The sequence below is a fragment of the Pseudoalteromonas sp. Of11M-6 genome, from assembly GCF_022347905.1.
Taxonomy (GTDB): domain Bacteria; phylum Pseudomonadota; class Gammaproteobacteria; order Enterobacterales; family Alteromonadaceae; genus Pseudoalteromonas.
Genome location: NZ_JAKRFW010000034.1, coordinates 1 through 24,824, shown reverse-complemented (window position 1 = coordinate 24,824; position 24,824 = coordinate 1). Strand labels below are relative to the sequence as shown.

21 protein-coding genes, 3 pseudogenes and 1 riboswitch are annotated in these 24,824 nt (G+C 42.3%); of the genes and pseudogenes, 11 read left to right on the top strand and 13 right to left on the bottom strand.

Annotation, left to right across the window (positions count from 1 at the left end; all coding sequences use genetic code 11):
• Positions 1-5 precede the first annotated feature (5 nt).
• Positions 6-851, bottom strand: coding sequence for an SDR family oxidoreductase (locus MHN32_RS15750; RefSeq protein WP_239422299.1), 846 nt, complete (start codon positions 849-851; stop codon positions 6-8).
• 103 nt (positions 852-954) lie between these two features.
• On the opposite strand from MHN32_RS15750, the gene MHN32_RS15745 reads away from it, so the two are divergent.
• The 3 genes and pseudogenes from MHN32_RS15745 to MHN32_RS15735 form a co-directional block, all read left to right on the top strand.
• Positions 955-1,851, top strand: a complete 897-nt coding sequence (locus MHN32_RS15745) for a LysR family transcriptional regulator (RefSeq protein ID WP_239422298.1) — start codon at positions 955-957, stop codon at positions 1,849-1,851.
• 338 nt (positions 1,852-2,189) lie between these two features.
• Positions 2,190-2,375: pseudogene (locus MHN32_RS23780) on the top strand (helix-turn-helix transcriptional regulator); the annotation flags it as partial.
• 21 nt (positions 2,376-2,396) lie between these two features.
• Positions 2,397-2,717: pseudogene (locus MHN32_RS15735) on the top strand (ISAs1 family transposase); the annotation flags it as partial.
• A 44-nt stretch (positions 2,718-2,761) separates the two neighbouring features.
• On the opposite strand, the gene MHN32_RS15730 reads toward MHN32_RS15735, so the two are convergent.
• From MHN32_RS15730 to MHN32_RS15715, 4 genes are all read right to left on the bottom strand, one after another.
• Positions 2,762-3,535 (bottom strand): hypothetical protein, encoded by a 774-nt coding sequence (locus tag MHN32_RS15730; protein ID WP_239422297.1) that lies wholly within the window; start codon positions 3,533-3,535, stop codon positions 2,762-2,764.
• A gap of 145 nt (positions 3,536-3,680) precedes the next feature.
• The gene (locus tag MHN32_RS15725; protein ID WP_239422296.1) at positions 3,681-4,406 is read right to left on the bottom strand and encodes an ABC transporter permease; all 726 of its coding nucleotides are present in this window, start codon (positions 4,404-4,406) and stop codon (positions 3,681-3,683) included.
• 2 nt (positions 4,407-4,408) lie between these two features.
• A complete protein-coding gene (locus tag MHN32_RS15720) occupies positions 4,409-5,296 on the bottom strand; it encodes an ABC transporter ATP-binding protein (RefSeq protein WP_102058197.1) in 888 nt (295 codons plus the stop codon).
• A gap of 147 nt (positions 5,297-5,443) precedes the next feature.
• Complete coding sequence (locus MHN32_RS15715) at positions 5,444-5,953, bottom strand: DUF2141 domain-containing protein (protein ID WP_239422295.1); 510 nt, start codon at positions 5,951-5,953, stop codon at positions 5,444-5,446.
• 270 nt (positions 5,954-6,223) lie between these two features.
• Here MHN32_RS15715 and MHN32_RS15710 point away from each other — a divergent pair, with 270 nt between their 5' ends.
• The 3 genes from MHN32_RS15710 to MHN32_RS15700 all read left to right on the top strand — a co-directional run bounded on the left by MHN32_RS15710 (position 6,224) and on the right by MHN32_RS15700 (position 11,057).
• Positions 6,224-6,511: a pirin-like C-terminal cupin domain-containing protein gene (locus MHN32_RS15710; RefSeq protein WP_239422294.1), complete on the top strand. Its 288-nt coding sequence runs from the start codon at positions 6,224-6,226 to the stop codon at positions 6,509-6,511.
• Positions 6,512-6,520: 9 nt separating this feature from the next.
• Positions 6,521-7,504, top strand: a complete 984-nt coding sequence (locus tag MHN32_RS15705) for a glutathione S-transferase family protein (RefSeq protein WP_239422293.1) — start codon at positions 6,521-6,523, stop codon at positions 7,502-7,504.
• A 154-nt stretch (positions 7,505-7,658) separates the two neighbouring features.
• A complete protein-coding gene (locus MHN32_RS15700; protein ID WP_239422292.1) occupies positions 7,659-11,057 on the top strand; it encodes an ATP-binding protein in 3,399 nt (1,132 codons plus the stop codon).
• 46 nt (positions 11,058-11,103) lie between these two features.
• Here MHN32_RS15700 and MHN32_RS15695 read toward each other — a convergent pair whose 3' ends face one another.
• Positions 11,104-11,679 carry a DJ-1/PfpI family protein gene (locus MHN32_RS15695; RefSeq protein ID WP_010605612.1) on the bottom strand — a complete coding sequence of 192 codons (576 nt, stop codon included), beginning with the start codon at positions 11,677-11,679 and terminating at the stop codon, positions 11,104-11,106.
• Positions 11,680-11,917: 238 nt separating this feature from the next.
• On the opposite strand from MHN32_RS15695, the gene MHN32_RS15690 reads away from it, so the two are divergent.
• A complete protein-coding gene (locus MHN32_RS15690; RefSeq protein ID WP_239422291.1) occupies positions 11,918-14,083 on the top strand; it encodes a M3 family metallopeptidase in 2,166 nt (721 codons plus the stop codon).
• Positions 14,084-14,145: 62 nt separating this feature from the next.
• On the opposite strand, the gene MHN32_RS15685 is transcribed toward MHN32_RS15690, so the two are convergent.
• The 3 genes from MHN32_RS15685 to MHN32_RS15675 form a co-directional block, all read right to left on the bottom strand.
• The gene (locus MHN32_RS15685) at positions 14,146-14,823 is read right to left on the bottom strand and encodes a LiaF domain-containing protein (RefSeq protein ID WP_239422290.1); all 678 of its coding nucleotides are present in this window, start codon (positions 14,821-14,823) and stop codon (positions 14,146-14,148) included.
• A gap of 443 nt (positions 14,824-15,266) precedes the next feature.
• Positions 15,267-15,830 carry a manganese efflux pump MntP family protein gene (locus MHN32_RS15680; RefSeq protein ID WP_010605615.1) on the bottom strand — a complete coding sequence of 188 codons (564 nt, stop codon included), beginning with the start codon at positions 15,828-15,830 and terminating at the stop codon, positions 15,267-15,269.
• 19 nt (positions 15,831-15,849) lie between these two features.
• A riboswitch (yybP-ykoY riboswitch) is annotated at positions 15,850-16,008 on the bottom strand.
• Between the two features lie 189 nt (positions 16,009-16,197).
• Positions 16,198-17,121, bottom strand: a complete 924-nt coding sequence (locus MHN32_RS15675; protein WP_102058204.1) for a diguanylate cyclase — start codon at positions 17,119-17,121, stop codon at positions 16,198-16,200.
• 260 nt (positions 17,122-17,381) lie between these two features.
• On the opposite strand from MHN32_RS15675, the gene MHN32_RS15670 reads away from it, so the two are divergent.
• Genes MHN32_RS15670 through MHN32_RS15660 form a run of 3 tightly spaced genes read left to right on the top strand, consistent with a single transcriptional unit; the run spans position 17,382 to position 20,655 of the window.
• Positions 17,382-18,479, top strand: a complete 1,098-nt coding sequence (locus MHN32_RS15670) for a PAS domain-containing sensor histidine kinase (protein WP_239422289.1) — start codon at positions 17,382-17,384, stop codon at positions 18,477-18,479.
• Between the two features lie 11 nt (positions 18,480-18,490).
• Entirely contained in the window at positions 18,491-18,910 is a 420-nt protein-coding gene (locus MHN32_RS15665) for a response regulator (protein WP_239422288.1), read from the top strand.
• 11 nt (positions 18,911-18,921) lie between these two features.
• Positions 18,922-20,655: an EAL domain-containing response regulator gene (locus MHN32_RS15660; protein WP_239422287.1), complete on the top strand. Its 1,734-nt coding sequence runs from the start codon at positions 18,922-18,924 to the stop codon at positions 20,653-20,655.
• 44 nt (positions 20,656-20,699) lie between these two features.
• On the opposite strand, the gene MHN32_RS15655 is transcribed toward MHN32_RS15660, so the two are convergent.
• Both MHN32_RS15655 and MHN32_RS15650 read right to left on the bottom strand, forming a co-directional pair.
• A complete protein-coding gene (locus tag MHN32_RS15655; protein ID WP_239422286.1) occupies positions 20,700-22,160 on the bottom strand; it encodes a dihydrolipoyl dehydrogenase in 1,461 nt (486 codons plus the stop codon).
• A 293-nt stretch (positions 22,161-22,453) separates the two neighbouring features.
• Positions 22,454-23,182, bottom strand: a complete 729-nt coding sequence (locus MHN32_RS15650) for a glutathione peroxidase (protein WP_069021877.1) — start codon at positions 23,180-23,182, stop codon at positions 22,454-22,456.
• A gap of 186 nt (positions 23,183-23,368) precedes the next feature.
• Between MHN32_RS15650 and MHN32_RS15645 the strand changes: the two genes are divergently transcribed.
• Complete coding sequence (locus tag MHN32_RS15645) at positions 23,369-23,902, top strand: DinB family protein (protein ID WP_239422285.1); 534 nt, start codon at positions 23,369-23,371, stop codon at positions 23,900-23,902.
• 146 nt (positions 23,903-24,048) lie between these two features.
• On the opposite strand, the gene MHN32_RS15640 is transcribed toward MHN32_RS15645, so the two are convergent.
• Together MHN32_RS15640 and MHN32_RS15635 are read right to left on the bottom strand one after the other, a co-directional pair.
• Complete coding sequence (locus MHN32_RS15640) at positions 24,049-24,312, bottom strand: hypothetical protein (RefSeq protein WP_239422284.1); 264 nt, start codon at positions 24,310-24,312, stop codon at positions 24,049-24,051.
• Between the two features lie 263 nt (positions 24,313-24,575).
• Positions 24,576-24,824, bottom strand: a pseudogene (locus tag MHN32_RS15635) (hypothetical protein); the annotation flags it as partial.

Below are 24,824 nucleotides of genomic sequence, written 5' to 3'. Positions count from 1 at the left end.
TATGCTTAATTTTTTGCGAGGGACTGGGTTACTGTTGTGGTCGGGCGACCAATCAACTGACTGAGCGCATTACTTTGGGTTGCCAAATATCCTTTTTGTGCTTGGGTCTCAGCGTCAACCAATAGTGCGGCAAAACCTGCAGGCACACCGAGAGCAACCAAGTAGGCCAGATACTCTTCGTCAGATACAAACTTTGCTTTTACTTCAATTTGAGTATGTTTTGACACGGCTTGTGCCAAACCTTCTATTGTAAATGCATTGTCGCCAGCCAATTCATAAACCGAATTGTCGTGGCCAGCGCTACTTAATACGGTAGCAGCAGCCAGTGCGTAGTCTGCACGAGCCGCGCTATTGATCTGAGCCTGCGGCGCGATTGAGGTAATGGCATTATTTGCTGTAAATACAGGTACTAAATCAGTGTAGTTCTCGTTATACCATCCATTTCTCAGCATGCTGTAAGCCACGCCGCTTGCTCTCAAATACGCCTCTGTTTCTTTGTGCTCTTTAGCCAGCTCCAGTGGTGAGTTGTCCACATTCAAAATACTGGTATAGGCAATTAAACGCACTTGGTTTTTCACTGCGGCGTCAATAACTGCTTTGTGTTGAGGTGTGCGGCTTCCGATCTGATTGCCTGAGATCAGCAGCAGCTTTTCAACACCTGCAAGTGCTGCATCAAGTGTATGCGGTTTGTCGTAATCAGCTTGCCTTACGGTGACCCCTAAATTGGTGAGTGCCCTTCCTTTATCGAGATCTCTAACTAGAGCCACGATGTGCTTGGCTGGGATCTTCTGTGCCAAAAACTCGATAACTAATTGACCTAATTTGCCTGTTGCGCCTGTGATTGCGATCATGATGTATACCTCTTTTTAAAACGAGAATGTATTGGATGTGGCTATTATGGGTGGTAATTTTTGTTATCATAAGTGGGTTAATTCGATATGGTGAGTTCTGAAATTGAGTACAATAGACTTAAATGCATTAAAACTCTTAGCAATATTTGCAACGGTTGTGGATATGGGAAGCTTTGCTCAAGCTGCGCGAAAGTTGGCTACTAGCCGTTCTAGAGTGAGTGAACAAGTGTCCCAGTTAGAGACTATGTTAGGCGTTCGACTACTGCAGCGTAGCACGAGGCAACTTACGCTAACGCGGGAGGGACGTGACATTTTGGCTCAAGCACATTCATTGCACGCTATTTTGGATGATGTTGAGGTACTGCTCGATAACAAAGAGCCTCATGGTATGGTCTCAATAACCATGACACACGACACTGCACATAAGTTTCTGTTACCAAAACTTTCTGAGCTCACGGCGCGATATCCGAAGATCCAATTAAATATCATCGTTGATGATGACAAGCGCGATATTATTAACGACCAAATAGATCTCGCCATCAGGGTTGGCTTTCCTAAAGACAGCGCACTGATTGCAAGGCAATTACATCAAGAATGTTTTAAGCTCTATGCAAGTCCTAAACTGATAGCATTGCATGGGTTACCAAGCAAAGACACACAGCTAAACCAGCTACCTTGGTTACTGTTAGAGCAGGCTAAATCAACGGGGATGACGCAGTTTTATCGCAGTGGTGAAGCCGTAAACTTTACACCAACTCAAGTGCATTGGTGCAATTCCCCTATGCTGTTACAACAAATGACAGTATCAGGGTTAGGAGTTGCGCAGTTATTGCCTTCTACTGTGAAGCAAGAAGTTGAACGCGGGGAGTTACAAATGATCTGTCCTGAGTTAAGTAGCGAGCAACTGGTGTTTTCTCTCATTTATCCATCACGTAAACAAATCCCACCTAGGACACGGGCGGTGATTGACTACCTATTGGAAGCGAATCTGTTTGGATAGTTTTGGTTCTCATATTGACAATTTTAAGTCGATGGAGAACGCATACCTTTACCAAACATAAATAAACACGCGCTGTGTAAAGGCTGTGCACTTATTTTTATTTGCTGTTCTCCTTTGCACAAAAAATCATGCGAAGGTTAACAAATTGAAACAAAATGGTCTTTTTTACGTCACTAAAGCTTGAAAAATAAAATTGATAAGATAGACTCGCGTTTACAGTTTAGATACAAAAACGCAACTTGGTTTTGTGCGCTGTCAGTCAATAATAGGTACTAAATACACTTGTCTACTGTTTAATCAGTGGCTGAAAGCGCGAGCACAACTAAAGAAAAAGGAATGTGTTGGTGGGTGAATATGACAAACGTTTTACAGGAGATGATTTACGCCGCATGCGTAAAGTGGCAGGTAAAACCACAAGTGAAATGGCAAGGCTTGCCGGAGTTGAACGAGGTACCTACGAAAATTACGAAAAGGGTGTGAGTAAGTTTCCTTACGAATACTTTGAAATTTGGTGTGACGCGTGTGGAGTAAACCTTACACCACTGCGGGACCAGATTAAGGCCCTACGAGAAAAAATAGACACGCACTTTTATGTCACTTCAGTTGAGCCTGATGCTCAGATGTTACAAAAAGCTATCCGCCACCATTGGCACATCGAGATCCAGCAGCATTGGGTACTGGATGTCGTGTTTAAAGAAGATGCCTGTCAGATAAGTGAGCCGACTTCGGCGGAAAACATGGCGCTGTTCAGACGGGTTGTTCGCAATCTAGTAAAGCAGCACACAGGCCGTAAAGATTCGATACGTGGCAAGTGTGTTCGGGCCAGCTTTGACGATAAATTCAGGGCAGAGCTTATCTTCGGTTAATGGTCGTAAACGAAGTATGCACTCACCCTGGGTTTGTCTCTAATTTAACCTTGTGTATTTTCCATGATTGTTAATCCAGTAGTGTAAACAATATCTTTTCTATTTATTTTATCACTATCGCATAACTCGTATTGGTGTGTCTCAAAACTAATCTTATCTGCCGCATGAATATATCCTAAATCGACGGTGATATGCTTTTGAGTACTATCACTCTCGTTAGTTGGTTCTAAATACTCTTTTACACCTAAGCCATTTACCTTTAAATATACTGGGCCACATCCAGTACCTTCTTTGCCGTGGTGGTGGTAGTAGCCGACAGTCGCGTTATATTCTCTTGAACCATATTCTTTTGGACTGATACTTATGTAGGTTAGTGCAGGTACTGTATATCTTCCACGAGAACCTACCGCCTCTGTAAACTTAATATAGTCCGTTCTAAATTTACCGTTTGGGCCAACTTCAAGCTCTGCGGTTTTAAAGCACTCCTTCCCTGTTGCTGGTGAAGTCCATTGTTGCCCCGTGCCACCCGCTATATATTCTTCATGTGTGGTACAGCCTTTTACACTGTTGATCATTCTAATATAATTAGCAGTGTTGTTATCTCTTGAAAAAACATCAAGCGTAACCGTAATACTGTGATCTTCACCGTCTATGTTAACTTTATCTAAGCTTCTTATCTTTACTAAATCCTCATCACCTTTAAGGGTGTAAGTCATCTTGTTAGTTTTTTCTGATTCATTTTGAGTACCCATGCAACCCACAAGTACAGAAAGACTTAGCAATAATGGTGCTGTAGCAAGTGTTTTTGTATATTTCAATTTAATACCTTTGTGTGTGTTTTATTTTTTATTATGATAATTATTTCTGCATTCCATGGTCAATGGTTTTTTAAATTAATATAAATTTTTTGTGAATTTTTGTTTTTTCTATAATTTATTATTAGGAATAATTTTTTGTTTTTTATTAAGCCTGCTTAAACTTAATTTGCGCGACAAAAAATAATGCTAGCGTTTGTGTAATTAGGACGGCCGCATGGAGGTAAACTGGAAAACCCAAGGTGGCATCAATGGTCGAAAGCGCCAATTGGGAAATATGGAAAGTGGGCAACAGCCAAGCAAACCATTGCATTGCTTCAGGAAATAGCGTGATAGGCAGCCACAGGCCAGAAAGCAATGAGAGTGGTAGGTAAATTAAGTTAACCACCGCAGGTGCCGCTTTTGCTGACACTGACAGCCCAACTAACAGCCCTAACATACACAAAGGCAAGGTGCCGAGTAGGGTAATGGCAATCACGAGTAACCATTGAGCTAAACTTAAAGACACGCCAGAAAATAATGCCAGCAAGCTCATTAGGCAGGCTACGAGCAATGAAAAAGCCGTCGCACTCACACATTTTGCGAGCAGATACTGATAGGGAGAAACGGGAGAGAGCTGCTTGAGTATCAGCCAACCATTTTGCTTTTCAAGGGCGACGTTAACGCCAAAGGAAAATAGCGCAGGTCCTATCATGCCAAATATCAGATAATTGATATACATATAGTTATGGGAGTCATGATGACTGAACACCACGCCGAAGAAAAGATAAAACAAGCAAGGAAATAGTGTGGCTGGGATCACAAAACCCTTACTTCTAAATGTGCTCAAAAGTTCAGTTTTGCTTTCAAGTATAAAGGATGCTGTGTTTATCATGGTTAAGCACTCCTAGCATTCATTAGGGATAAATAAGCTTCTTCGAGGCTCATTGGGGCTACATACAAATTGCGGATAGAAAATTTTTCTAATACCTGCTGCACAATATGGTTTGGCTCATCCGTCAATATAGTGAACTGATCGCCTTTAACATGCAGATCTATCATAGGAAATGCGTTAACCAGTGCAGCAGCAGGCAGGTCGCTGGTGAACTTGATTTGTGAGCGACGATAGGTGTTGGCAAGCTCAGGTATGTCGTTAATTTTGGTACATTTTCCTTCTTTTAAAACTAATAATTCATCCGCTAATGCTTCTGCCTCGTGAAGATAGTGTGTGGTAAGAAGTACCATTTTATTTTGCTGTTTTAATGTGCGTATGGCCTGCCACAGTTGCTGTCTTGACTCTACATCCATACCAACACTAGGTTCATCCAAAAAAACAATGTCGGGATTGCCTGCTAGTGCAATTGCCATAAACAGTCGTTGCTTTTGACCTCCAGATAACGTATCGAAAGTTTGTTCTAAAAATGGTGCTAATTGGCAGAGTGAAATTAACCGCTCCAATGGAATTGGGGTTTGATGGTAACTTGCAAATAACGCCAGAAACTCCCTCACCTTGGTTTGCAGAGGTAGCCCGCCTAACTGCATCATGGCACCTACGCGCTGGCGACAAAAGTCAGACTCTGGCTGATGACCAAGAACAGAGACTCGTCCTGATGTGGGTCTTAGTCTGCCAAGCATTATATTGATCAGGGTGGTTTTTCCTGCGCCATTTGGACCAAGAATGGAATAAACCTTACCCTGTTCAAGCGTAAGGTTTAGGTCTGCTAATATTGGCTTAGTATTGTTGTATGCAAAACTGATATTTGATAACTCAATGGCGTTGCTCACCGTCTTCGCTCCTACTGAACTGTACGATTTGCAGTATGCGTTGCTATAAGATGAAGCGTGAGTGAGGGTTGTCAGAAAATAAAATGACAAATGTCAGAACTTAAAAGGTAGCTCACAGGCATTGCAGCACCTGTGAGTATTTAAGCATTACAGCCCCGTCATTTTTGATAAATGCGTAGAGAGGGCAAGTTGGATCTTAGTGTCAGGGGCCTTTACAGTAAACAAAGCCTCTTCAAAATCGCCTTTTGAAAAGCTATCGTGAATGTTATTCGACAGTGCATAAGGCTCACTTGGCATGCCGGTAAATGGGAAGATCATCCGATCCATGCCGCCATCACCATCTTCGTCATGGATCACGTGGATCGCATACTGGCCTGCAGGCACGCCTTCAAAAGTGACCGTCGTGGTAGGAGTTTGTGGTGTGACAATCAGCTTGCGAAAAAAGTGAGCGTCTGGATCATTCACATTTTTATCGCTGTGGTAGTCAGTGCTATTGTCAAATAACAGTACTAGCATTTGACCATCGGTATTGGTCACATCAGTGATCTCAACCGTAAGATTCGTTGGGGGACCTGCAACCGTATTTACGCTTACCGGACTTGTTGAACTACACGCCGCAAGTAGTGCCAGCGCAAACAATAAACTTAGGGACCTCATCCTTTGCTCCTATTAAGGGTTAAATTGTAGCCCCACAAGCTTGTCAGATAATTGTGTAAATACTGTTAAAAATTGTTAGGTGAGAGCAATGTTAAAGACTGTTCTGACCAGTGTGGCTACGCGTTGTAATAGATTGGAACAATCATTCGACGCAATAGAACGAAATAGCCAAATTTGACTAATTTTATTCTCGCGCAGGTTTGGTAGGCTAACTATTAAATAGTTGCGCTGAACTGATTATTCCAAGTTCAAGTTAACCCGAGAGCTATTATGAACATTATCCGAACGAACAAAGCACAGGCAACACAAGATGGTGCTGGTGTAAATATTAACCGCATCGCTGGATTTGAAAACTATGGGGAGCAAACGCTGCTTGAGCTTGACCCAAGTAAAAACCTTGCTCTCTTAGCGACGGATGATGTTGGTTTTTTGATCCTTGCAGGGCAGCCGATTAATGAAAAAATAGCGCATATGGGACCATTTGTGATGAATACCCAAGAGGAGCTTCATCAAGCGGTAAGAGATTATCAACAAGGACGCTTCGGCGATATTGTATAGGGGGTTTACATGGGATTATTAATTGAAGGTCAGTGGCACGATAAGTGGTATGACACAAAAAGTAGCCAAGGCAAGTTTGAGCGTGAGTCTGCAAAACTAAGAAATTGGGTAACAGCAGACGGCAGTGCGGGGCCAACGGGTAAAGCGGGTTTTAAAGCCGAATCCGGACGCTACCATTTGTATGTTTCCCTTGCGTGTCCTTGGGCTCATAGAACGCTTATTTTCAGACAGCTTAAACAATTAGAGGCGCATATTGATGTATCGATTGTAGACCCTGATATGTTAGATCAAGGTTGGTGTTTTACCAGTCAGCGTCCAGAAGTCGGTGATAGCCTGTATCAGCTCAGTTTTATGCATCAGCTGTATGCGAAAAAAGACCCAAATTATTCGGGTCGAGTCACGGTGCCAGTCCTTTGGGATAAACAAACGGAGCAAATCGTGAGCAACGAATCGAGTGAAATCATTCGTATGTTTAATTGTGCCTTTAACCAGATAACGGGAAACGACACTGATTATTACCCAGAGGCGCTACAGCATGAAATCGATGAAATAAACGACTTTGTTTATCACAACATCAACAATGGCGTATATAAAGCCGGATTTGCGACAACCCAAGATGCTTATCACAGTGCGGTAAGCGCGTTATTTCACGCGCTAGATAAGCTCGAAGCAAGACTCGCTGCGCAACGTTATCTTGTGAAAGGACAATTAACGGAAGCCGACTGGAGACTATTTACGACTCTCATCCGTTTCGACAGCGTGTACCATGGTCACTTCAAGTGCAACATTAAGCAAATCGAAGATTACCCCAATATTTCTGCGTATGTGCGTGACTTATATCAACATCAAGGTATTGCAGATACGGTTGATTTTTACCACATTAAAAGGCACTACTACTTTAGCCATACGATGATCAATCCAACCCAAGTGGTACCAGAAGGGCCAAGCATTGATTATCACCGTTTTCATAACCGTAAAGGCATCACGTTGTAAATAACCTCCGTGTGCAGGGTAAGTAATCTTTGTCTTTGTTTCTATTTGGACTAGATTTAATAATGCGTTTGCTTGTAGCTGCCTTTTGTGCTTAAGTGCAAACGCATTTTAGGTCTTTATGCCTAACAGTTAGGCCACTGTCCAAGGAGAAAATGTGTCTTCTTCCAATATTGCTAAGGGCGCTATTGTACTGCTGCTCGCCGTGATGGTGAGTGCCATCTTATATTTTGAAAATAGTATCCATCGCGACCTGAACGAGGGCTTCTATCAGCGCTTAGAGCAGGTACATTCGGCACAAAACAATATTTACTTGGGAGAGATCGACGATAACCGCCGGTTTCTTTATTTTCTGCTAGACACCCCGCCAATTCAGGGTATTGCAAGAGCGGAAAAAAACGATGGTATCGACCCTCAAGAAAACACGCCGCTTGATGTTTGGCGGGCACGACTAAGTACGATTTTTAGGTCAATGTTATATTCGTATGATGGCCTTAACCAAATCCGCCTACTTGACGCCCATTCTGGGATGGAAATGGTTAGGGTTGAGCGACAGCTAGGGCAGGTAATTGCTGTATCCGATAGCAAACTACAAGATAAGAGCGAAAGTGATTACTTTATCCAAGCACTGCAACTGCCAGAACGCACTATCTATTCCACAACAATCAACTTAAATCGCGAGCACGGACAGGTCGTCACGCCTTTTCAACCAACCAAACGTTTTACTTTACCGACTTACGATATAGATAACGACTTATTTGGTATATTGGTAATTAATACCAATGCTGAAAAGATGATAGATAGAATTGTCTCTCAAGCGCCAAGTATGCAAAAAGTGATGCTCTTAGGTGCAGATGACTCGTTTATTTATCATCCTGAATTTTCGCTACGATACAGCAAAGATATAAACCCCGAAATCAACTTTCAAACATTATATCGCGTGACGCCATGGTCCAATAAAATCCAACTGGTGGAAGAAAAATCAACGGGAGAGCAGTTTCTTGCGCTCATTAGCAAGGTTGAAGGGGCTAACTTTAATAACCTAGAAGTTAAGCTCGTTAATCTTATCCCTTTTGCTGTTTATCAGCAAAGCCTCAATGAAAAACGATTAACCACCTATGTTTTACTCGCTATTGCCTGCGGTGTATTCGCTCTCGTCTTTTTTGCATTTTGGCAATATACGAGCAGTTTACGTGCGCTCGATTCAACGCGAGCAGAGTTTAAGGCGATTTTAGATGGCGCATCAGATGGCGTGCTTGGTTTCGATTTTAACCTTAAGTTGACGAGCTATAATGAAACTTCAAAACGGTTTTTTAAACAGCTAAATGATGGCCGAATTGGTTCTAGCGCGCGCTTCTTACCAACGCAGATATATGAATTTATTACCTACAACTCAAACACAACTTTGCGTGGAGAATGTGTTAAACCAAAAGAACTATTGCTAGAAGTTACAGAGCAAGATGGGCTTTGGATTTCTCTTAATTTATCACCCATATATGCAAGTAATGGGAGAGTTAAGGGGGTCGCGCTATTTGTTGAAGACATCACCGCTAAGAAAGAAGCGGAAGCACAGTTAGTTGGTGCAAATGAGCGACTGGAACAAGAGGTGAAAGATCGTACTAAAGAGCTGGTGGTCGCTCGGGATAAAGCAGCGAAAGCGTCAGAAGTGAAAAGTGCATTTATTTCCACTATCAGTCATGAAATGAGGACGCCCCTCAACGGTATTTTAGGGTCTCTAAACTTGGTGAGAAAAGAGCCCGTTACTAAGCACCAACATAAGTACCTAGAAATGATGGAAACCAGCTCGACTACGCTCTTGTCGTTAATTAACGATGTACTGGACCTGTCGAAGATTGAGGCGGGCAAGCTGGACATTGATAATGAACCATTCAATCCGCTCTCTGTCATTGAACATGTCGCGCTTTCTATGTTGGCTAAAACCAAGGAAAAGGGGATCACTTATATTTTGGACCAAACTGGTTTAGCGCATATTGAACTATGTGGTGATGCGGCGCGCGTTAAACAAATAATTTATAACCTCCTTAGTAACGCAATTAAATTCACTAAAAAAGGTCATGTGAAGTTGACCGTCATCACCGAACAATTAGAAGACTCGGTATGGCTTAAAGTCACTGTGGAAGACACTGGGGTTGGAATTGAAAAAGCTAATCAAAACAAGCTATTTCAATCATTTAGTCAAGAATCTGCTAATACCTCGAACGAGTTTGGTGGCACAGGACTTGGACTCTCTATTTGTAAGCAGTTAGTCGAAAAGATGCTCGGCCATATTCACTTTGAGAGTGAAAAGTTTAAAGGCAGCAAGTTTTGGTTTGAATTACCCTTTTCTAGTGCGCAAACTAAGCCCATCAACGTGCCTGAAGTATTGGCCGGTAAAACAGTCTCTGTGCTCAGTAAAACCAAATTGGAGTCAGACTCTATCGCTAAGCTTATCGCTAAATGCGGTGGTAAGTACCTTGAGAAAGAGATGCAGAGTGATATATGCATCATTACCAATGAGCAAGATTATATTCAAATGAAATCAGCTCAAAATCACTTTGAAAAACTTATTTTAGTGGGGGATGAACTTCAGAATATTAACGATGCTGATAACATAGTGCATATTTCTTCACCTCTTCGAGTTGGAGAATTTGTCGCGCTATTTGACTTAAATAAAGCAATTCGATTACAGCCTAGCTTGAAGAAGTCAGGTGAGACAGCCGCGTTAAGTGGTAACTTGGTCGCGGGCTGTCACTTTTTGGTGGTAGACGACAATCAAATCAACCGGATTGTGGCAAAAGGCATGTTGGAAGGACAAGGAGCTAAGGTGAATTTTGCCGTTGATGGTCAAGATGCTGTGAATAAACTACTGTTATTTGAGCATCAAGAGGTTGATTTTGATGCTATCTTTATGGACTGTAATATGCCAGGAATGGATGGGTATCAGGCCACAAGAGCGATCCGTCAAGGTCAAGGTGGTGATAAGTATAAAGATGCGATCATTATTGCGATGACTGCCAGCGCCCTTGCGGGTGAAAAAGAACGTTGTCTCAATGCAGGAATGAATGAGTTTGTGACTAAACCTGTGGTCGTCGAACAGTTATTTGACGTGCTAGATGCGCTAGGTGTGCATGCTAAGGATGATGATTCTGTACTTATTCACCCAGTTGAAAGTGTAGCAGAAGAACAAACAGGCCTGCCGATAAACGAAGCAGACGTGCTTGAACGCCTCTCTGGGGACGAAGAATTACTTAAAAAGGTGTACACCTTATTCTTGAACGACTCTGAAAATCAAATGCAACAGCTTAGATTGAGTATCAAAAATAGTAATTGCGACGCATCGGCAAAATACAGTCACGCACTTAAAGGTCAAGCTGGTGATTTAGCCGCAGAAGCTCTCTTTGACTTGCTAGATAAAATAGAGATTTATGCGCGTGAACACCAAGCTGGGCAGTGTAAATCACACTTGGAACAAGCGCAAAGTGAATACGAAAAAGTCGTCGTATTTGCGAAAAAACGTGTGAGTGAGCTAGAGTTCGCAGATATCAACAATGGCTAGAGTGAGCGAGGCCTTCGTTTAATAATGGTGGGTTTACTCATCATTATTAACTTCTAGGCCAGTCATAATCCATTTGGGTTGCGGTCTTTCTTGCTACCGATTGCCCAAAGCGCTTTTTCACCAGTTCTAGACTCATATCGATACCTGCCGAAATACCCGCTGAGCTAGTAAAATTCTGATCCATTACAAACCTTACGTCCTCAACGACTTCTAAAGAGGGATATTGTTCTCTCAAATCGTCGATATCCTGCCAGTGGGTGGTGACTCGCTTGCCATCAATAAGGCCTGCTTCGGCATATAAAAACACACCTGTACAAACAGATGCACACTGAGAGGTATGGTTCGCTGTTTCTGCAAGCCAATTAAGTACGTTGTGATCACTGCAAATTTGGTGATGCAGTCCGCCGACTACGATGAGCAAATCAAACTTTGGATGCGAGTAAATACTGTAATGGGGGTTTACACTCATGCCGCCACGCGAGGTAACAGGAACATGACTTGGTGCGACAAGGCTGACGTTAATTGGGGTTTCGATAAATCGCTTTGCGGTATTGAATACCTCAAATGGGCCACAAAAATCTAAACACTCCGCACCGTCATAGATGAAAATACCAACTTCCATTATTTTTCCCTACAGATCAGTTTTTTACTAACTTGGCTGATTTTAGTTAAATTTTCAAGGTAAATTGTAACAACCCATGAAAAAACTCCACTCACTATAGTTTTAGTGTCTTTAAGCTACTATGAGTACTAGCATTTTTGCTCTATCGCAGAGAACCTTGTTTCTCCCGCAAAGCGATTGCACTTTTAGAGACGATCCGTAATATCTATCCCACGATAACAACAAGCGATGAAACAATATGTTCAAACCTTCCATCACATTATTAAGTGCAGCTGTATGTTTAGCCCTTGCGGGTTGTGCGGGCACAGCAGAGCAAAGCCAAGAACCAGTAAAATCACTGCAAAGTAAGCAATATGATAACGTGCTTTTACAGGAGTTTTCAGGTCCTTATCAAGGCGTTCCTCATTTTGACAAAATGAAGCTTGAAGATTTAGAAGCTGCGCTTGAAATTGGTATGGCTGATAATTTGAAAGAAATTGAAGCAATAGCCAATAATCCAGCTAAGCCAACTTTTGAGAACACCATTGTTGCACTAGAAAGAGCGGGTGCTCCTTTAGATCGCGTTTTTACCTACTACGGCCTTTGGAGTGCAAATATTTCAAGCCCAGAGTTTAGAGAAATCCAATCGCGAGTTGTGCCTAAGTTTTCAGAGTTCAGCTCTAAAATCACCCAAAACCAAGCGCTTTTTGAACGGGTAAAAGCGGTATACGAAGGCGCTGAATATAAAAAGCTAACGGCAGAAGAGCAGCGTATTACTTGGATGCGTTTTAACGGCTTTGCCCGCAATGGAGCGACGCTAAAAGGTGAAGACGCTAAGCGTTACGCGGACATTAATCTTGAGCTATCAAAGCTACATACTAAATTTGCAAACAACGTCCTTGCAGATGAAGAAAACTATGTAGTCTATCTCACTAAAGACCAGTTGTCAGGTTTGCCTGAGTCGTTTGTTGCGTCGGCAGCGGCTGCTGCAAAAGCGCGCGGTAAGGCGGACATGTACGCGATTACCAACTCTCGTTCATCAATGGATCCATTTTTAACCTACTCAACAGAGCGTGAGTTACGCGAGAAAGTATGGAACAACTACTATAACCGTGGCAACAACGGTGGCGAGTACGACAATAAAGCGATTATCTCTGACATCCTAAAGCTTAGACATGAACGCGTTAACTTACTCGGCTACGATAATTACGCGCAGTGGCGTCTTGAAGACCGCATGGCGAAAAAGCCTGAAAACGCGATGGCGCTGATGAAAAAAGTATGGCCTGCTGCAATTGCGCGCGTGAAAGAAGAAGTAACAGACATGACATCTATTGCTAAGCTTGAAGGCAATGATATAAAAATCATGCCATGGGATTACCGTTTCTACGCTGAGAAGGTTCGCCAAGCTAAGTATCAATTGGATTCAAACGAAGTTAAAGCCTATTTACAGCTAGATAATTTGCGTGAAGCGATGTTCTATGTAGCAGGCCGTCTGTTTAACTTTGAATTCACCGAAGTGCCAAAGGGCTCGGTGCCTGTATTCCACCCTGACGTTCGTGTTTGGGAAGTAACAGACAAAACCACTGGTGATAATATCGGCCTTTGGTATTTAGACCCGTTCGCACGTAAAGGTAAACGCTCTGGTGCGTGGGCCATATCATATCGTAGCCATACAACATTTGATGGTAAAACAAATGTGCTTAGCTCAAACAACTCCAACTTTGTGAAAGCACCAGAAGGTGAAGCGACCTTAATTTCTTGGTCAGATGCAGAAACCTATTTCCACGAGTTTGGTCACGCGCTGCATGCGCTTTCATCAAACGTGAAGTACCCAAGTTCAAACTCTGGTGTGCGCGACTACACTGAGTTCCAATCTCAGCTATTGGAGCGTTGGTTGGCAACAGACGAAGTGATCAATCGTTACTTAGTTCACTATAAAACAGGCAAACCTATGCCTAAAGCGCTAATCGAGAAAATCAAGAAGTCAGCAACCTTTAACCAAGGTTTCGCGACGACTGAATACCTTGGTTCGGCTATTATGGATATGCTTTTCCATACCACAGATCCTGACAAGATTGGCGACCCTGTTGCATTCGAAAAGTCTCAGTTAGGTGCGCTAGGCATGCCGGACGAGGTCGTGATGCGTCATCGTACAACTCACTTTGGTCACGTATTCTCAGGTGAAGGTTATTCAGCGGGTTACTACGGTTACCTGTGGGCTGAGGTATTAACTTCTGATGCAGCAGAAGCGTTTGCAGAAGCGCCAGGTGGCTTCTACGACAAAGACGTTGCACAGCGTTTAGTGGATTACCTATTCTCAGTTCGCAACTCAATGGATCCAGCAGAAGCGTATCGCAAGTTTAGAGGCCGTGACGCTGAAGTTGAAGCGCTTATGCGTGATAGAGGCTTTCCTGTAGAGAAGTAAAAAGTTTACTCTGCTATTCGGATAATAAAAAACCCCTGAACCAAGGGGTTTTTTATTAAGCTTTAGCTTTTGGATTTTGTGCCATCACCAAATAGGGATTTAAGGCCATCGGCAAATTGCTTTATTTGTGCTTTCATTGAGCGCTTTACGCTAACTTCAATGCTACCCAAAATCATTCTGCCGTGAATATAAATTCGTGGACGCTGTTTCACCTGCCCTGCAGATGCAAGCGTATTTCTTGTGTTTTCTACTGAACCCATAATATTACGAATATCGGTGACGACATCGACTGTGTCTGGTACAAAGATTTCGTCACTGCCTAAAATGCAATCTATATAAATATGTACTTCAGGGTGACTAAAAATTGCGTTGCTAAAATCTAGTTCCAAGCTGCCAAGGTAGTTTTTTAGGTGGATCTCTTTAGGTACGACCCACTCGCCACTGCGATGGTTGGAACTAAGTATAGAGGTAATGCTTATCGCCTCAGCACCATCTACGCTTGAGGTAAATTTTGGACCCAAACGAGCGGCTTTTTCGCTGTAATATCTTGCATCCGACTTTAGCGGTAAATCAGCACTAAGTGCTGCAATTTGTTCTTGTTCGTTCAGGTCGTATGCTTTATCCAATCGTCTCTCGAATGCATCAGCCGAAAGCTCACCGTGGCTGTAATTTAGAATTAACCGGTCAATCACCTCTTCCCTGACGGATTCGAGAGGTCTATCTTTTAATGGTACAGACATATGGTTGGTTCCGTTCTCTTGATTTATGCTTATAGAAGCAACAACTAAGCCAATATTAAATCATATATAAAACAAATGATTAGTATTTTACTATATCGAATTGGTCTATTTATTTACTAACATTTAGCTGCAAAAAATAGTATTTGGTCAAAATTACCACTCGTAGACGGAGAGTAACGCAGTAGTCCAAGTGTGGTTTGATATTGTCAGCCACTTTGCTATGGTAGTAGGTGTTCGCAAAACAACCAAAGGAGATTAGTTATGGCGAAGAAAAGCGATGTTAAAGCGCTTAAAAAAGAGCTGAAAGCGCGTAAAGCAAAGATTGAAAAGCATGAAGCAAAAATCAAAAAGCTGAAAAAAGCGATTAAAAAGGCTTAAAAGCCAAGTAGCCCTAACGTAAAGGGATAAGCAAGTGAGCGGTAAATATACCGCTCTTTTTGCGATTAAATCGAAAGATGGCTATATAGCAACCAAGTTCCCACACAGATTAAGATCACCCCACCAAAGGTTTCAGCTCGACTACCAAGGAACTTTCCAGCCGAATGCCCAATCATCACACCAATTGTTACCATCATGGTGGTGGCAAGGCCAATGAGCGAAGCGGCGAGCCATATATTCACATCAACAAATGCGAGACTGACACCGACAGCCATTGCATCAATACTGGTACCAAACGCTGTGATAATGGTTTTTAACCAAGGTTGCTTTGCGTGCTGTGCTGGCGCATCGTCATTACCCTTAAGGCTCTCATAAATCATATGAGCGCCAAGTCCTAACAGTAAGATAAAGGCAATCCAGTGATCCCAAGCCTCGACATAGCCAGCTGCAGATTGTCCTATTAACCAGCCAATCAGCGGCGTACAGGCTTCAATAACACCAAAAATGAGGCCGATTTTTATGGCTTCGGTAAGCCGAGGTGATTTTAGGCTGGCGCCTTTACCGATTGCCGCGGCAAACGCATCGGTAGACATGGCGTATGCTAACAGTAGCAGGGTGACGAAATTCATTTACATTGCTCCGGTCGGGCGATTTGAGTCCACGACATATCCACACGCCCGACCACAGGCATGGATATATCGATGGTCTCGCCAACCGAGAGGTGTCCGCACCATGGCATTTTGGCCAATGATGTTGATACGAACTCTTCCGAGCATTGGAAGCAGGCTACTCCCCAACGAGTTGCGATAATATCAAGAATTGTTCTAAATAGAAATCTAAGTTTATAGCTAGCTCTACACGATATGGTGAATGAGTTGGCTCCATTTTTAGTTATTTATCTTATAGCAATACACTAAAGCAGCTCCCTTTTCCTAATTCAGAGGTTGCGCTGATCCGTATGGAAACGGTCACCACTTACTATGGTGATAACAGCTGCTAGCTTGCCTCTCCAAACACTCGATTTTTACCATTCTTTTTAGCTTCATATAGCGCGTTATCTGCTCTTTCTACTAACTCTTCAACAGTTTGATTGATATTATCCTCACTAAGTGAAGCGACACCAGCACTAACCGATACAGCTTTTAGTGGTGAAAGTTTATGTTCAATAGCGGTTTCGAAAAAGGTTTGTACCACTCTTTGCGCGATCTCTAAGGCGAAAGAATAGGGGGTGTTTGGCAGTAAGATGGCAAACTCTTCACCGCCATATCTGTACAGAGCATCCATAGGTCGACGAATATGATTTTTGGCGGTGCTTACAAAAACCTTCAAGACATCATCACCCATCAAATGACCATATTCATCGTTATAGAGTTTGAAATAGTCAACATCGAGCATCACGACACTAAGCGGGCTAATGGAGCGCTTTGCACCACGATAGTGGCGCTCCAAGTCAGTATCAAATAATCTGCGATTAAACGCTTCGGTAAGCCCGTCAACGTATGAATACTCTCTAAGTTGATCGGCTTGCTTTTTATACTTTAGGTGGGTAAGTACGCGATTAAACAGCGTGCGTGCTACTATTGGTTTACTGATGAAATCGACCGCACCTGCATCCCAGCACATTTCTTGCTGATTTTCTTTAATGTTGGATGTCACAAATATGACAGGAATTCGGGCGGTTATTGGATCTTTTTGAAGCTCTGTACAAGCCTCTATACCCGTTATCCCTTCTAGCATCCAGTCCATTAGGATTAAATCTGGCAATGCAAGTTTTACATATTCCAAGGCCTTCTCAGCACTTTCAAAAGCGACGACTTTGCATATGTCTTCTAAACATGCGCATAGCACCTTTTGAGTGAGTGGCGAATCTTCTACGACTACTATGGTACAGTTATTTAGTTCTACAACATCTTCAAACATGCTATTGCCTTTATTCCTATTGCAGGCTTAGATTGTGTGCTATGTCTTTATGTTTAAAAAGTCAAAGTGCACTTATGTTGCTATTAACAGGATTAATATTAGGTAAGTATCGCACTGTAAATAAAGCATCTGGCACGAATAATAGTGTAGACATTTTTGTGATGAAGCACACTTGTTATTTAACATTTCCATTACTTTTATCTTGAATAATATCGCTTTCCTACTATAGATCTTATTACCTGTTCCCAATGTAAATTCCTATGACAGACTCAACCCCACTTGAGAAAGCAGACAGATTTGTTGGTGATGATTCTCTTTCCGATTTAATTTTTGACAATATTCCGGACTACGCCTTTATCAAAGATGATCAGCTTAGGATCGTAAAAGCGAACAGTGCTTTTCGCTCCATGTATCCAGAAGAAGCCAGAGAGAAAATTATTGGCTACACCACACTTGATTCTTATCAACCAGAAGAAGTGGAAGAGTTCATCAAAGATGATAAAAAAGCCTTGGAAACAGGGTATGCAGAGTGTTTGGAGATTATCAATTTCCCAGATGGTGGTGTAAGAACATTATTTACTCGCAAAAAGCGATTCTATGATGCCAAAGGCGCGACGTTTATTTTAGGACTTTCCAGTGACGTGACCGAAAGGGAGCATCTTGTCGCCCAGTTAAAGCGCTCCAATGAAGCCTTAGACGAATTTGCTTATATTGCCTCTCACGATTTAAAAGCGCCACTCAATGCGATTTCCAAGTTGGTAACTTGGATTGATGAAGACTACGGCGATGAGTTACCCGAAGGCGCTAAGGAGAATTTTGATTTAATTCAACAACGTGTATCAAGAATGAGTAAATTGCTCCATGACTTGCTGATTTACTCTCGGGTAAATCGAAAGCATAGCGAAAACGAAACGTTTGAATTCAGCGAGTTTACAAAAGAGATATTTGACTCTATTGATATTGAGGCGAAGCTGAAATTGGAATGTACTTCTTTAATTGTCACCTTACCAAAAACTGCGCTTGAAGTAGTTACCCGCAATTTAATTAGCAATTCGCTTAAACACCACGATTGTGAAAATGGCTCACTAATAATCCACGTTAAAGAAAGCCCAGAAGAGTATGAAATACATTTTATTGACGATGGACCGGGGATCCCACCTGAGTATAGGGAGAAAGTATTTGAAATGTTCCAAACGCTTAAACCTAGAGATCAACAAGAAGGTAGTGGTATGGGTTTGGCAATCATTAAAAAAGTGCTCAATCACTATGGCGGTTCAGTTGATATCGTAGATAGTAACGTTGGCACTGAGTTTGTGATCAAGTGGCCAAAAGTAGATACCAGAGTTAATCCAAATTAGGTATTCATTTTATGCAAAATAATGATATTACAGTGCTGGTCGTCGAGGATGATGACATTGACTATATGACCGTAAAACGCAGTTTTGCAAAGCGTAAGATAATGAACCCTATGGTTCGGGCAATTGATGGCGTTGAAGCGTTAGAATTCTTACAAACTAAAAAAATAGATTATCCATTTATTGTTCTATTAGATTTAAAAATGCCTCGCATGGGTGGGCTTGAGTTTTTAGGTAAGTTGAGAGAAGACCCTGAGTTAAAAGATACGGTTGTGTTCGTACTCACCACTTCGAAAGATGAAGATGATATTCATCATAGTTATGAAAAAAACGTAGCAGGATATTTTTTAAAAGAAGAAGCAAGTAACTCAATGATGAGCCTTGTTGATATGTTGGATGGATATTGGCGAATTGTACAGTTTCCAACTAAGTAATGAGGTGGTAAATGAATATATTGCTCGTTGATGATGATGTGGTTGACCGAAAGATGATCCGCCGTTCCTTAGTGAAAGGCGGGATTGAACATCATTTGACAGAAGTTAGTACAGTAGAAGAAGGAATATTTGCGCTAGAAGAGCTTTGCTTCGACCTATTATTACTGGATTACAATATGCCGTCCAAAAATGGTGTGGACTTACTCATCGAACTTAAGCGTATTAACCATATTAAAGATTTAACCATAGTCATGATCAGCAATTCGCATTCTGAAGAGTTGGTTTTGAAATGTCTAGATTTGGGCGTACAGGACTTTCTACTCAAAGAAGAAGTCACCGCATCGCTCTTGAGCCGGTCTATTATTCAAGCAAAGAAACGCTTTGAGCTAGAAAGTCAACTGCATAAAAGCTACCTGCAAGTAAAGCAGATGGCTGAACGCGACTCATTGACGGGATTGTATAATCGTTACTATTTTGAAGAAACCTGCCAGCGGCTGATGCAAGCCGATAAAAAGCGCTATAAGTGTGCAGGGATCCTTGTCGTTGATATCGTCGATTTTAAAAAGATAAATGACCGCTTTGGCCATGAAATCGCTGATCAACTTTTACTTGAACTAGGAGCAAGCTTTAATAGACATACCAAGCAAGAAGATATTGTCAGTCGCTTTGGAGGAGACGAATTTGCTTGTTTGATGGTGTCTTGTGACAACCCGCTTCAAATTAAAATAGAAGCTGAAAAGCTTGTTCGTTTGTTGAGTCGAAGCTATTCAATTTATGAGCTGGACATCTACTGCCAAGTAAGAATGGGAATTTCTCTGTACCCACTCAATGGTAATAATGCAGATGACTTAATACGTTTTGCTGATATTGCACTATTTAGGGCTAAATCTTCCCAAAGTGCGATGGCGTGCATTTTCGAAGATAATATGCAGACTGAGTTCCAAATGAAGTATAACGTGGAGCAAGACTTAAGAGGAGCGATAGAGAGGCAAGAGTTAGAGTTAGCGTTTCAACCAATTGTAGATATTCAGCAGGCCAAAGTCGTGTCTCTCGAAGCGTTGATCCGATGGCCTACTGCAAAATACACAAGTAGTCCTCAAGAGTTTATTACAATAGCTGAAGAGTCAAAGCTCATAGAACCGTTGGGAAAGTGGATTATTGAGCACGCGATCACCACATTGAAGCAGATACAAACAAAGTGCGGATATCCTATTCGTTTAGCAATAAACCTGTCGCCATTACAGCTCGGAGACATTTCTCTACCAGCATTTATCAATGATTGTCTAAAACGAGTCGATATTGACGGTACTTTATTTACCTTTGAGCTAACAGAAACTGCGCTTTTGGATGAAAGTGAACGGGTAACATCAAGCCTAAGCCGCATAAAAGAGCTTGGCTGCAAGATTGCGCTAGATGATTTTGGAACGGGCTATTCTTCAATATCACATTTGCTCAATTATCCAATTGATATTGTCAAAGTGGATAAATCGCTTACCGACAGAATTGAGGTAGACGATAGAGGGAAAAGGATATTTATGGGTTTGATTGATATGCTTAAGAGCCTACAATTGAGCATTGTTGTTGAAGGTGTTGAGAACTATCAGCAGTATTATGTGTGCAAAGAAGCACGAGTAGATAAAATTCAGGGGTATTACTTTTCAAGCCCTGTTTCCGAAAAGTCCGTAGTGAAAACGATAAAAGCGGTAAATAGAGAGCTCGCCAGAGAATTTAAAGCAACGCAGTAAAAAGATAAAGCCAGCAGTTACGGCCGGCTCCAGCAATGTTTGTATTAAGCACCAGGACCACATTCCAAGCAGTGTTTGATAATATCTGGGCCAAACTTCAAGTTTGCATTTAGATTTCGCAGTGCCGTTCTTAGGCCTTCTTCTATCACTGGGTGGTAGAAAGGCATTTCGAGCATTTGTGGCACGGTCATCTTGTTTTGTAGCGCCCAAGCAAGTAAATGCGCCATATGCTCAGCAGCTGGGCCGACAAATTCGGCACCTAAGAATAATCCGGTGCCTTGCTCAGCGTAGACTCGCATATGGCCTTTGTTTTTTAACATCACGCGGCTGCGGCCTTGGTTTTCAAAGCTTACCTCTCCGATGGCAAAGCAGCCACAATTGCCATATTGCTTTTCCAACTCTTTATAACTTGCTCCAACCATGGCAATTTGTGGGTCGCTAAATACCGCCGCAAGCTTTGCACGGCGCAGTCCCACTCTCACATCAGGGAAGCGACCGGCATTTTCACCTGCAATTGTGCCTTGATCTGCGGCTTCATGTAGAAGCGGGATCTGGTTGCTGGCATCACCTGCAATAAAAATCGGGGCGTTACCTGAGCCATCAAGACATTGCATGGTATGTGGGTCGGCTAGCGGTACGCCTCGGTCATCAAGCTCTAGCGTGGTATTTTCTAGCCCTAAGTTATCAACATTGGGTACACGACCAGTGGCTGCCAACACATAGTCAAACTGCTCGGTTTGCGGTTTCCCTTGTTTGTCAATATAGGTAAGCTCGGCTTTGTCACCGACCTGTTTCATATCTGATACTTTGGCATCTGTGTCGAGGTAAAACTCATCACTGAACACAGTGGTGGCATAGTCTTTGACGATTGGATCGGTTAGTGGTCCAAGGCCACCGCCGACACCAAATACTTTGACCCTTACGCCAAGTCGGTGTAGCGCTTGACCTAGTTCTAAGCCAATCACGCCGGGGCCAAATACGGCCACTGAGTCGGGTAAATTGTCCCAGTCAAAAACGTTATCGTTAATGACTAAGCGGTCGCCAAAATTATTAAACACACCGGGGTAGCTAGGTCTTGAACCTGTAGCGATAACAAAACGTTTGGCTGTGATCTGAGTGTGGTCGTCCAACTGTACCGTATGGCTGTTGATAAATTTTGCACTGCCGCGTAGTTTATCTTGCTCAGGTAGTTCGTCGACAGCTTCGACGACAAAGCCAACGAAGCGATCTCGCTCATGCTTTACTCTCGCCATAACCGCTTTACCGTCAATTTCAGCGGGTTTTACATTAATACCAAATTTAGGTGCGACTTCAATTTGATGTGCAGCTTCAGCTGCGGCAATCAGTAACTTGCTCGGCATGCAGCCAACCCGAGCGCACGTTGTGCCGTATACGCCAGACTCAATCATCAGAACTTCTGAGGTATATTTTTTGGCATTTCTATAGGCGCTGAGACCTGCTGTTCCCGCACCAATCACGACTACGTCGATGTTTATCTTTTTCATTTTTTGCTCCGAAATCAGAAAGTGTGATACCAATTTACTTAATTAAGAGGTCTATTTGAGGCGAGAAAATCTTGTCGATAACCAGGCAAAAATTTTGCTATTTAGTTGTTCTAAATGAGAAATTTTTAACGCAGTTAGCGTCAGATTTGCTCCTTCAAATTGAGCAAGTATTAAGATAAATTGGTATACTCCCCCCATGACAGTGTCACTAGTCATTGTGTTTTGTTGTGTTGAGGGGGAACATTTTGACTTGGTGAGCAAGTTCACCAAGTCATGTTGTGGGGGATGAGTGATTAAGCGAAATATTCAGCTAAATCGTCTGAACCACCGATGTGTTTACCACCGATAAATACTTGCGGCACGGTTTCGCGACCAGACAGCGCTTTAAGACTGGTTAGCGATGCTTGTTGACCAAGTACCAGCTCTTCATATGCCAGTCCTTTTTCTTTTAGCAAAGCTTTGGCTTTTTCACAGAATGGACAGCCAATCTTGCTAATAACGGTAACCGGCTCTGGTTTGATTTGGCGCGGGTTAATGTACTCCAGCATAGTATCTGCGTCTGATACCTCAAACGGGTCGCCAGGCTTTTCTGGTTCGATAAACATTTTGTCAATCACACCATCTTTTACCAGCATTGAATAACGCCAGCTGCGTTTGCCAAAACCTAAATCGTTTTTATCAACTAACATGCCCATGCCGTCAGTGAATTCGCCGTTACCGTCAGGTAGTAGTGTAATATTCTGCGCTTCTTGGTACTGTGCCCATGCGTTCATTACAAACGTATCATTAACGGATAAACACACGATTTCGTCGACACCATTTTGTTTAAATACGCTAGCAAGCTCGTTATAGCGCGGTAAGTGCGTTGACGAACAAGTTGGTGTAAAGGCACCAGGCAAAGAAAATACAACCACAGTTTTACCTTTAAAAATTTCATCGCTGGTGACGTGCTTCCACTCTTCATTTTCTCTAATTGGGAATGTAACCTGTGGTACGCGTTGACCTTCAATATTCTTTAACATTTTGCTTTCCTTCTTAAGTTGATGTAGCCATTATGCCGCGCGCATTTTGATTTGTATAATTGATAGTTAAGATTAAAGTGTTCAATAAAATTGATTGTTTTCAACTTCAAATATTTGTATTTTTTAACCTAGCCAATGCCGCTAAGTTGAGGTTAGTCAATTTTTACGGGAACAGGGAATATTTAGATGAAAGCAAACTTTGAATTAATGGCGGATTACAATCGCTGGATGAACGAAAGATTATATGAAGCTGTTTCGGGATTGAGCGTCACGGAATTACACCAAGATCGAGGGGCTTTTTTTGGCTCCATCATGGGGTCGTTAAACCATATTCTTGTTGCCGATATTATCTGGCTTAAGCGCTATACAGAGCATAGCTATCATGTTGAAGCACTGAACGCTGTAGCAACGATGCCGCTGCCGACAAAGCTTGATGCGATGCTGTATGAAGATTTTGCAGCGTTGAGACAGGCAAGGGCTGAAATGGATAAGGTGATTATTGAATTTGCGAATGAAGTCACTGAGGAGGCGCTTGCAGCCGATTTACACTACAAAAACACACAAGGTAAAACCTTTTCTCGCAAGTTTGGTTTTTTAGTGCATCATTTATTTAATCATCAGACGCACCATAGAGGGCAAATAACGACATTACTCAGCCAGATTGGTATTGATATGGGAGAAACCGATCTATTAGCCCGGATCCCCATATCATTTGGTTAGTGCTCTGGCTGGTTTTACCGCTTCGTTATGTCTAGTGTTTTGTGCTAGCAGCAATGAGAAGGGTTGTAAAGCTAGACATTAGCTCTACAGGCCTTTAAAAACAGTGGTCGGTAAAGCCTGTTAAGAAGAATTTCACTCGCTAACTTTCACAATAACTCTGAATAGAGCTCCTCTAGCCACTCATGAAGGTCCTCTATGGAGTCAAAATCTTCGTCTGTTAGTTCTTCATACTCTGTTAGTGAAATAAGATTTAAGTCTATAGCCTCCCGAAGTTGGGCTCTGACTTTAATCAAGTCATAAGGGTAGTCTTCTCCAATGCCGACAGCTCTTCTCAAAATACTGGGGTCATAGCTTTCGACATGACAATAAGTTTTTAAAATGGTTCTTAAAGGATCTTTAAGTTTATTCATCGTATATTTACTTCTTTAGTTCAGGGTATAATGTGTGCAATTTAATGTTACCATCTTCTATTAGATATATAGCTTTGGCGTTTCCGTTTGAAAAATCTGTAACCTCGTATCCAGTGGGGTTTTTCTTGGAACCTAGTCTAGTTATTCCCCGTACAGCACTTCTGTAGTTAGAGCCAAAAATATCTTCAAGTGGTATTTATGCGCTCCTCGTTTATTCCGTTGAAACAACGCTATTGAGCGAATCAAGAAAACGTCGGCCCACGTCACACTGACTCCTCAAACCACAAGCCGAATAGCGTAGTGGGAGGTGGTTTATCCGCCGAGAAGTTATGCTTTTCTGGTGTGGTGTTGACGTCGTCTAGGCGTTTTACCGTGGCTTGCATACCTTCGATGGCAGCGTCTGGGAGCAGTAGGTCGTAGTGCCAACTGGTAGACATGTCATCAAGTGAATCGCGTAGGCCTTTGACGATGTTTTTAACTTCCGTGGCGGATTGTTTTCCTAGGTCTTGCCA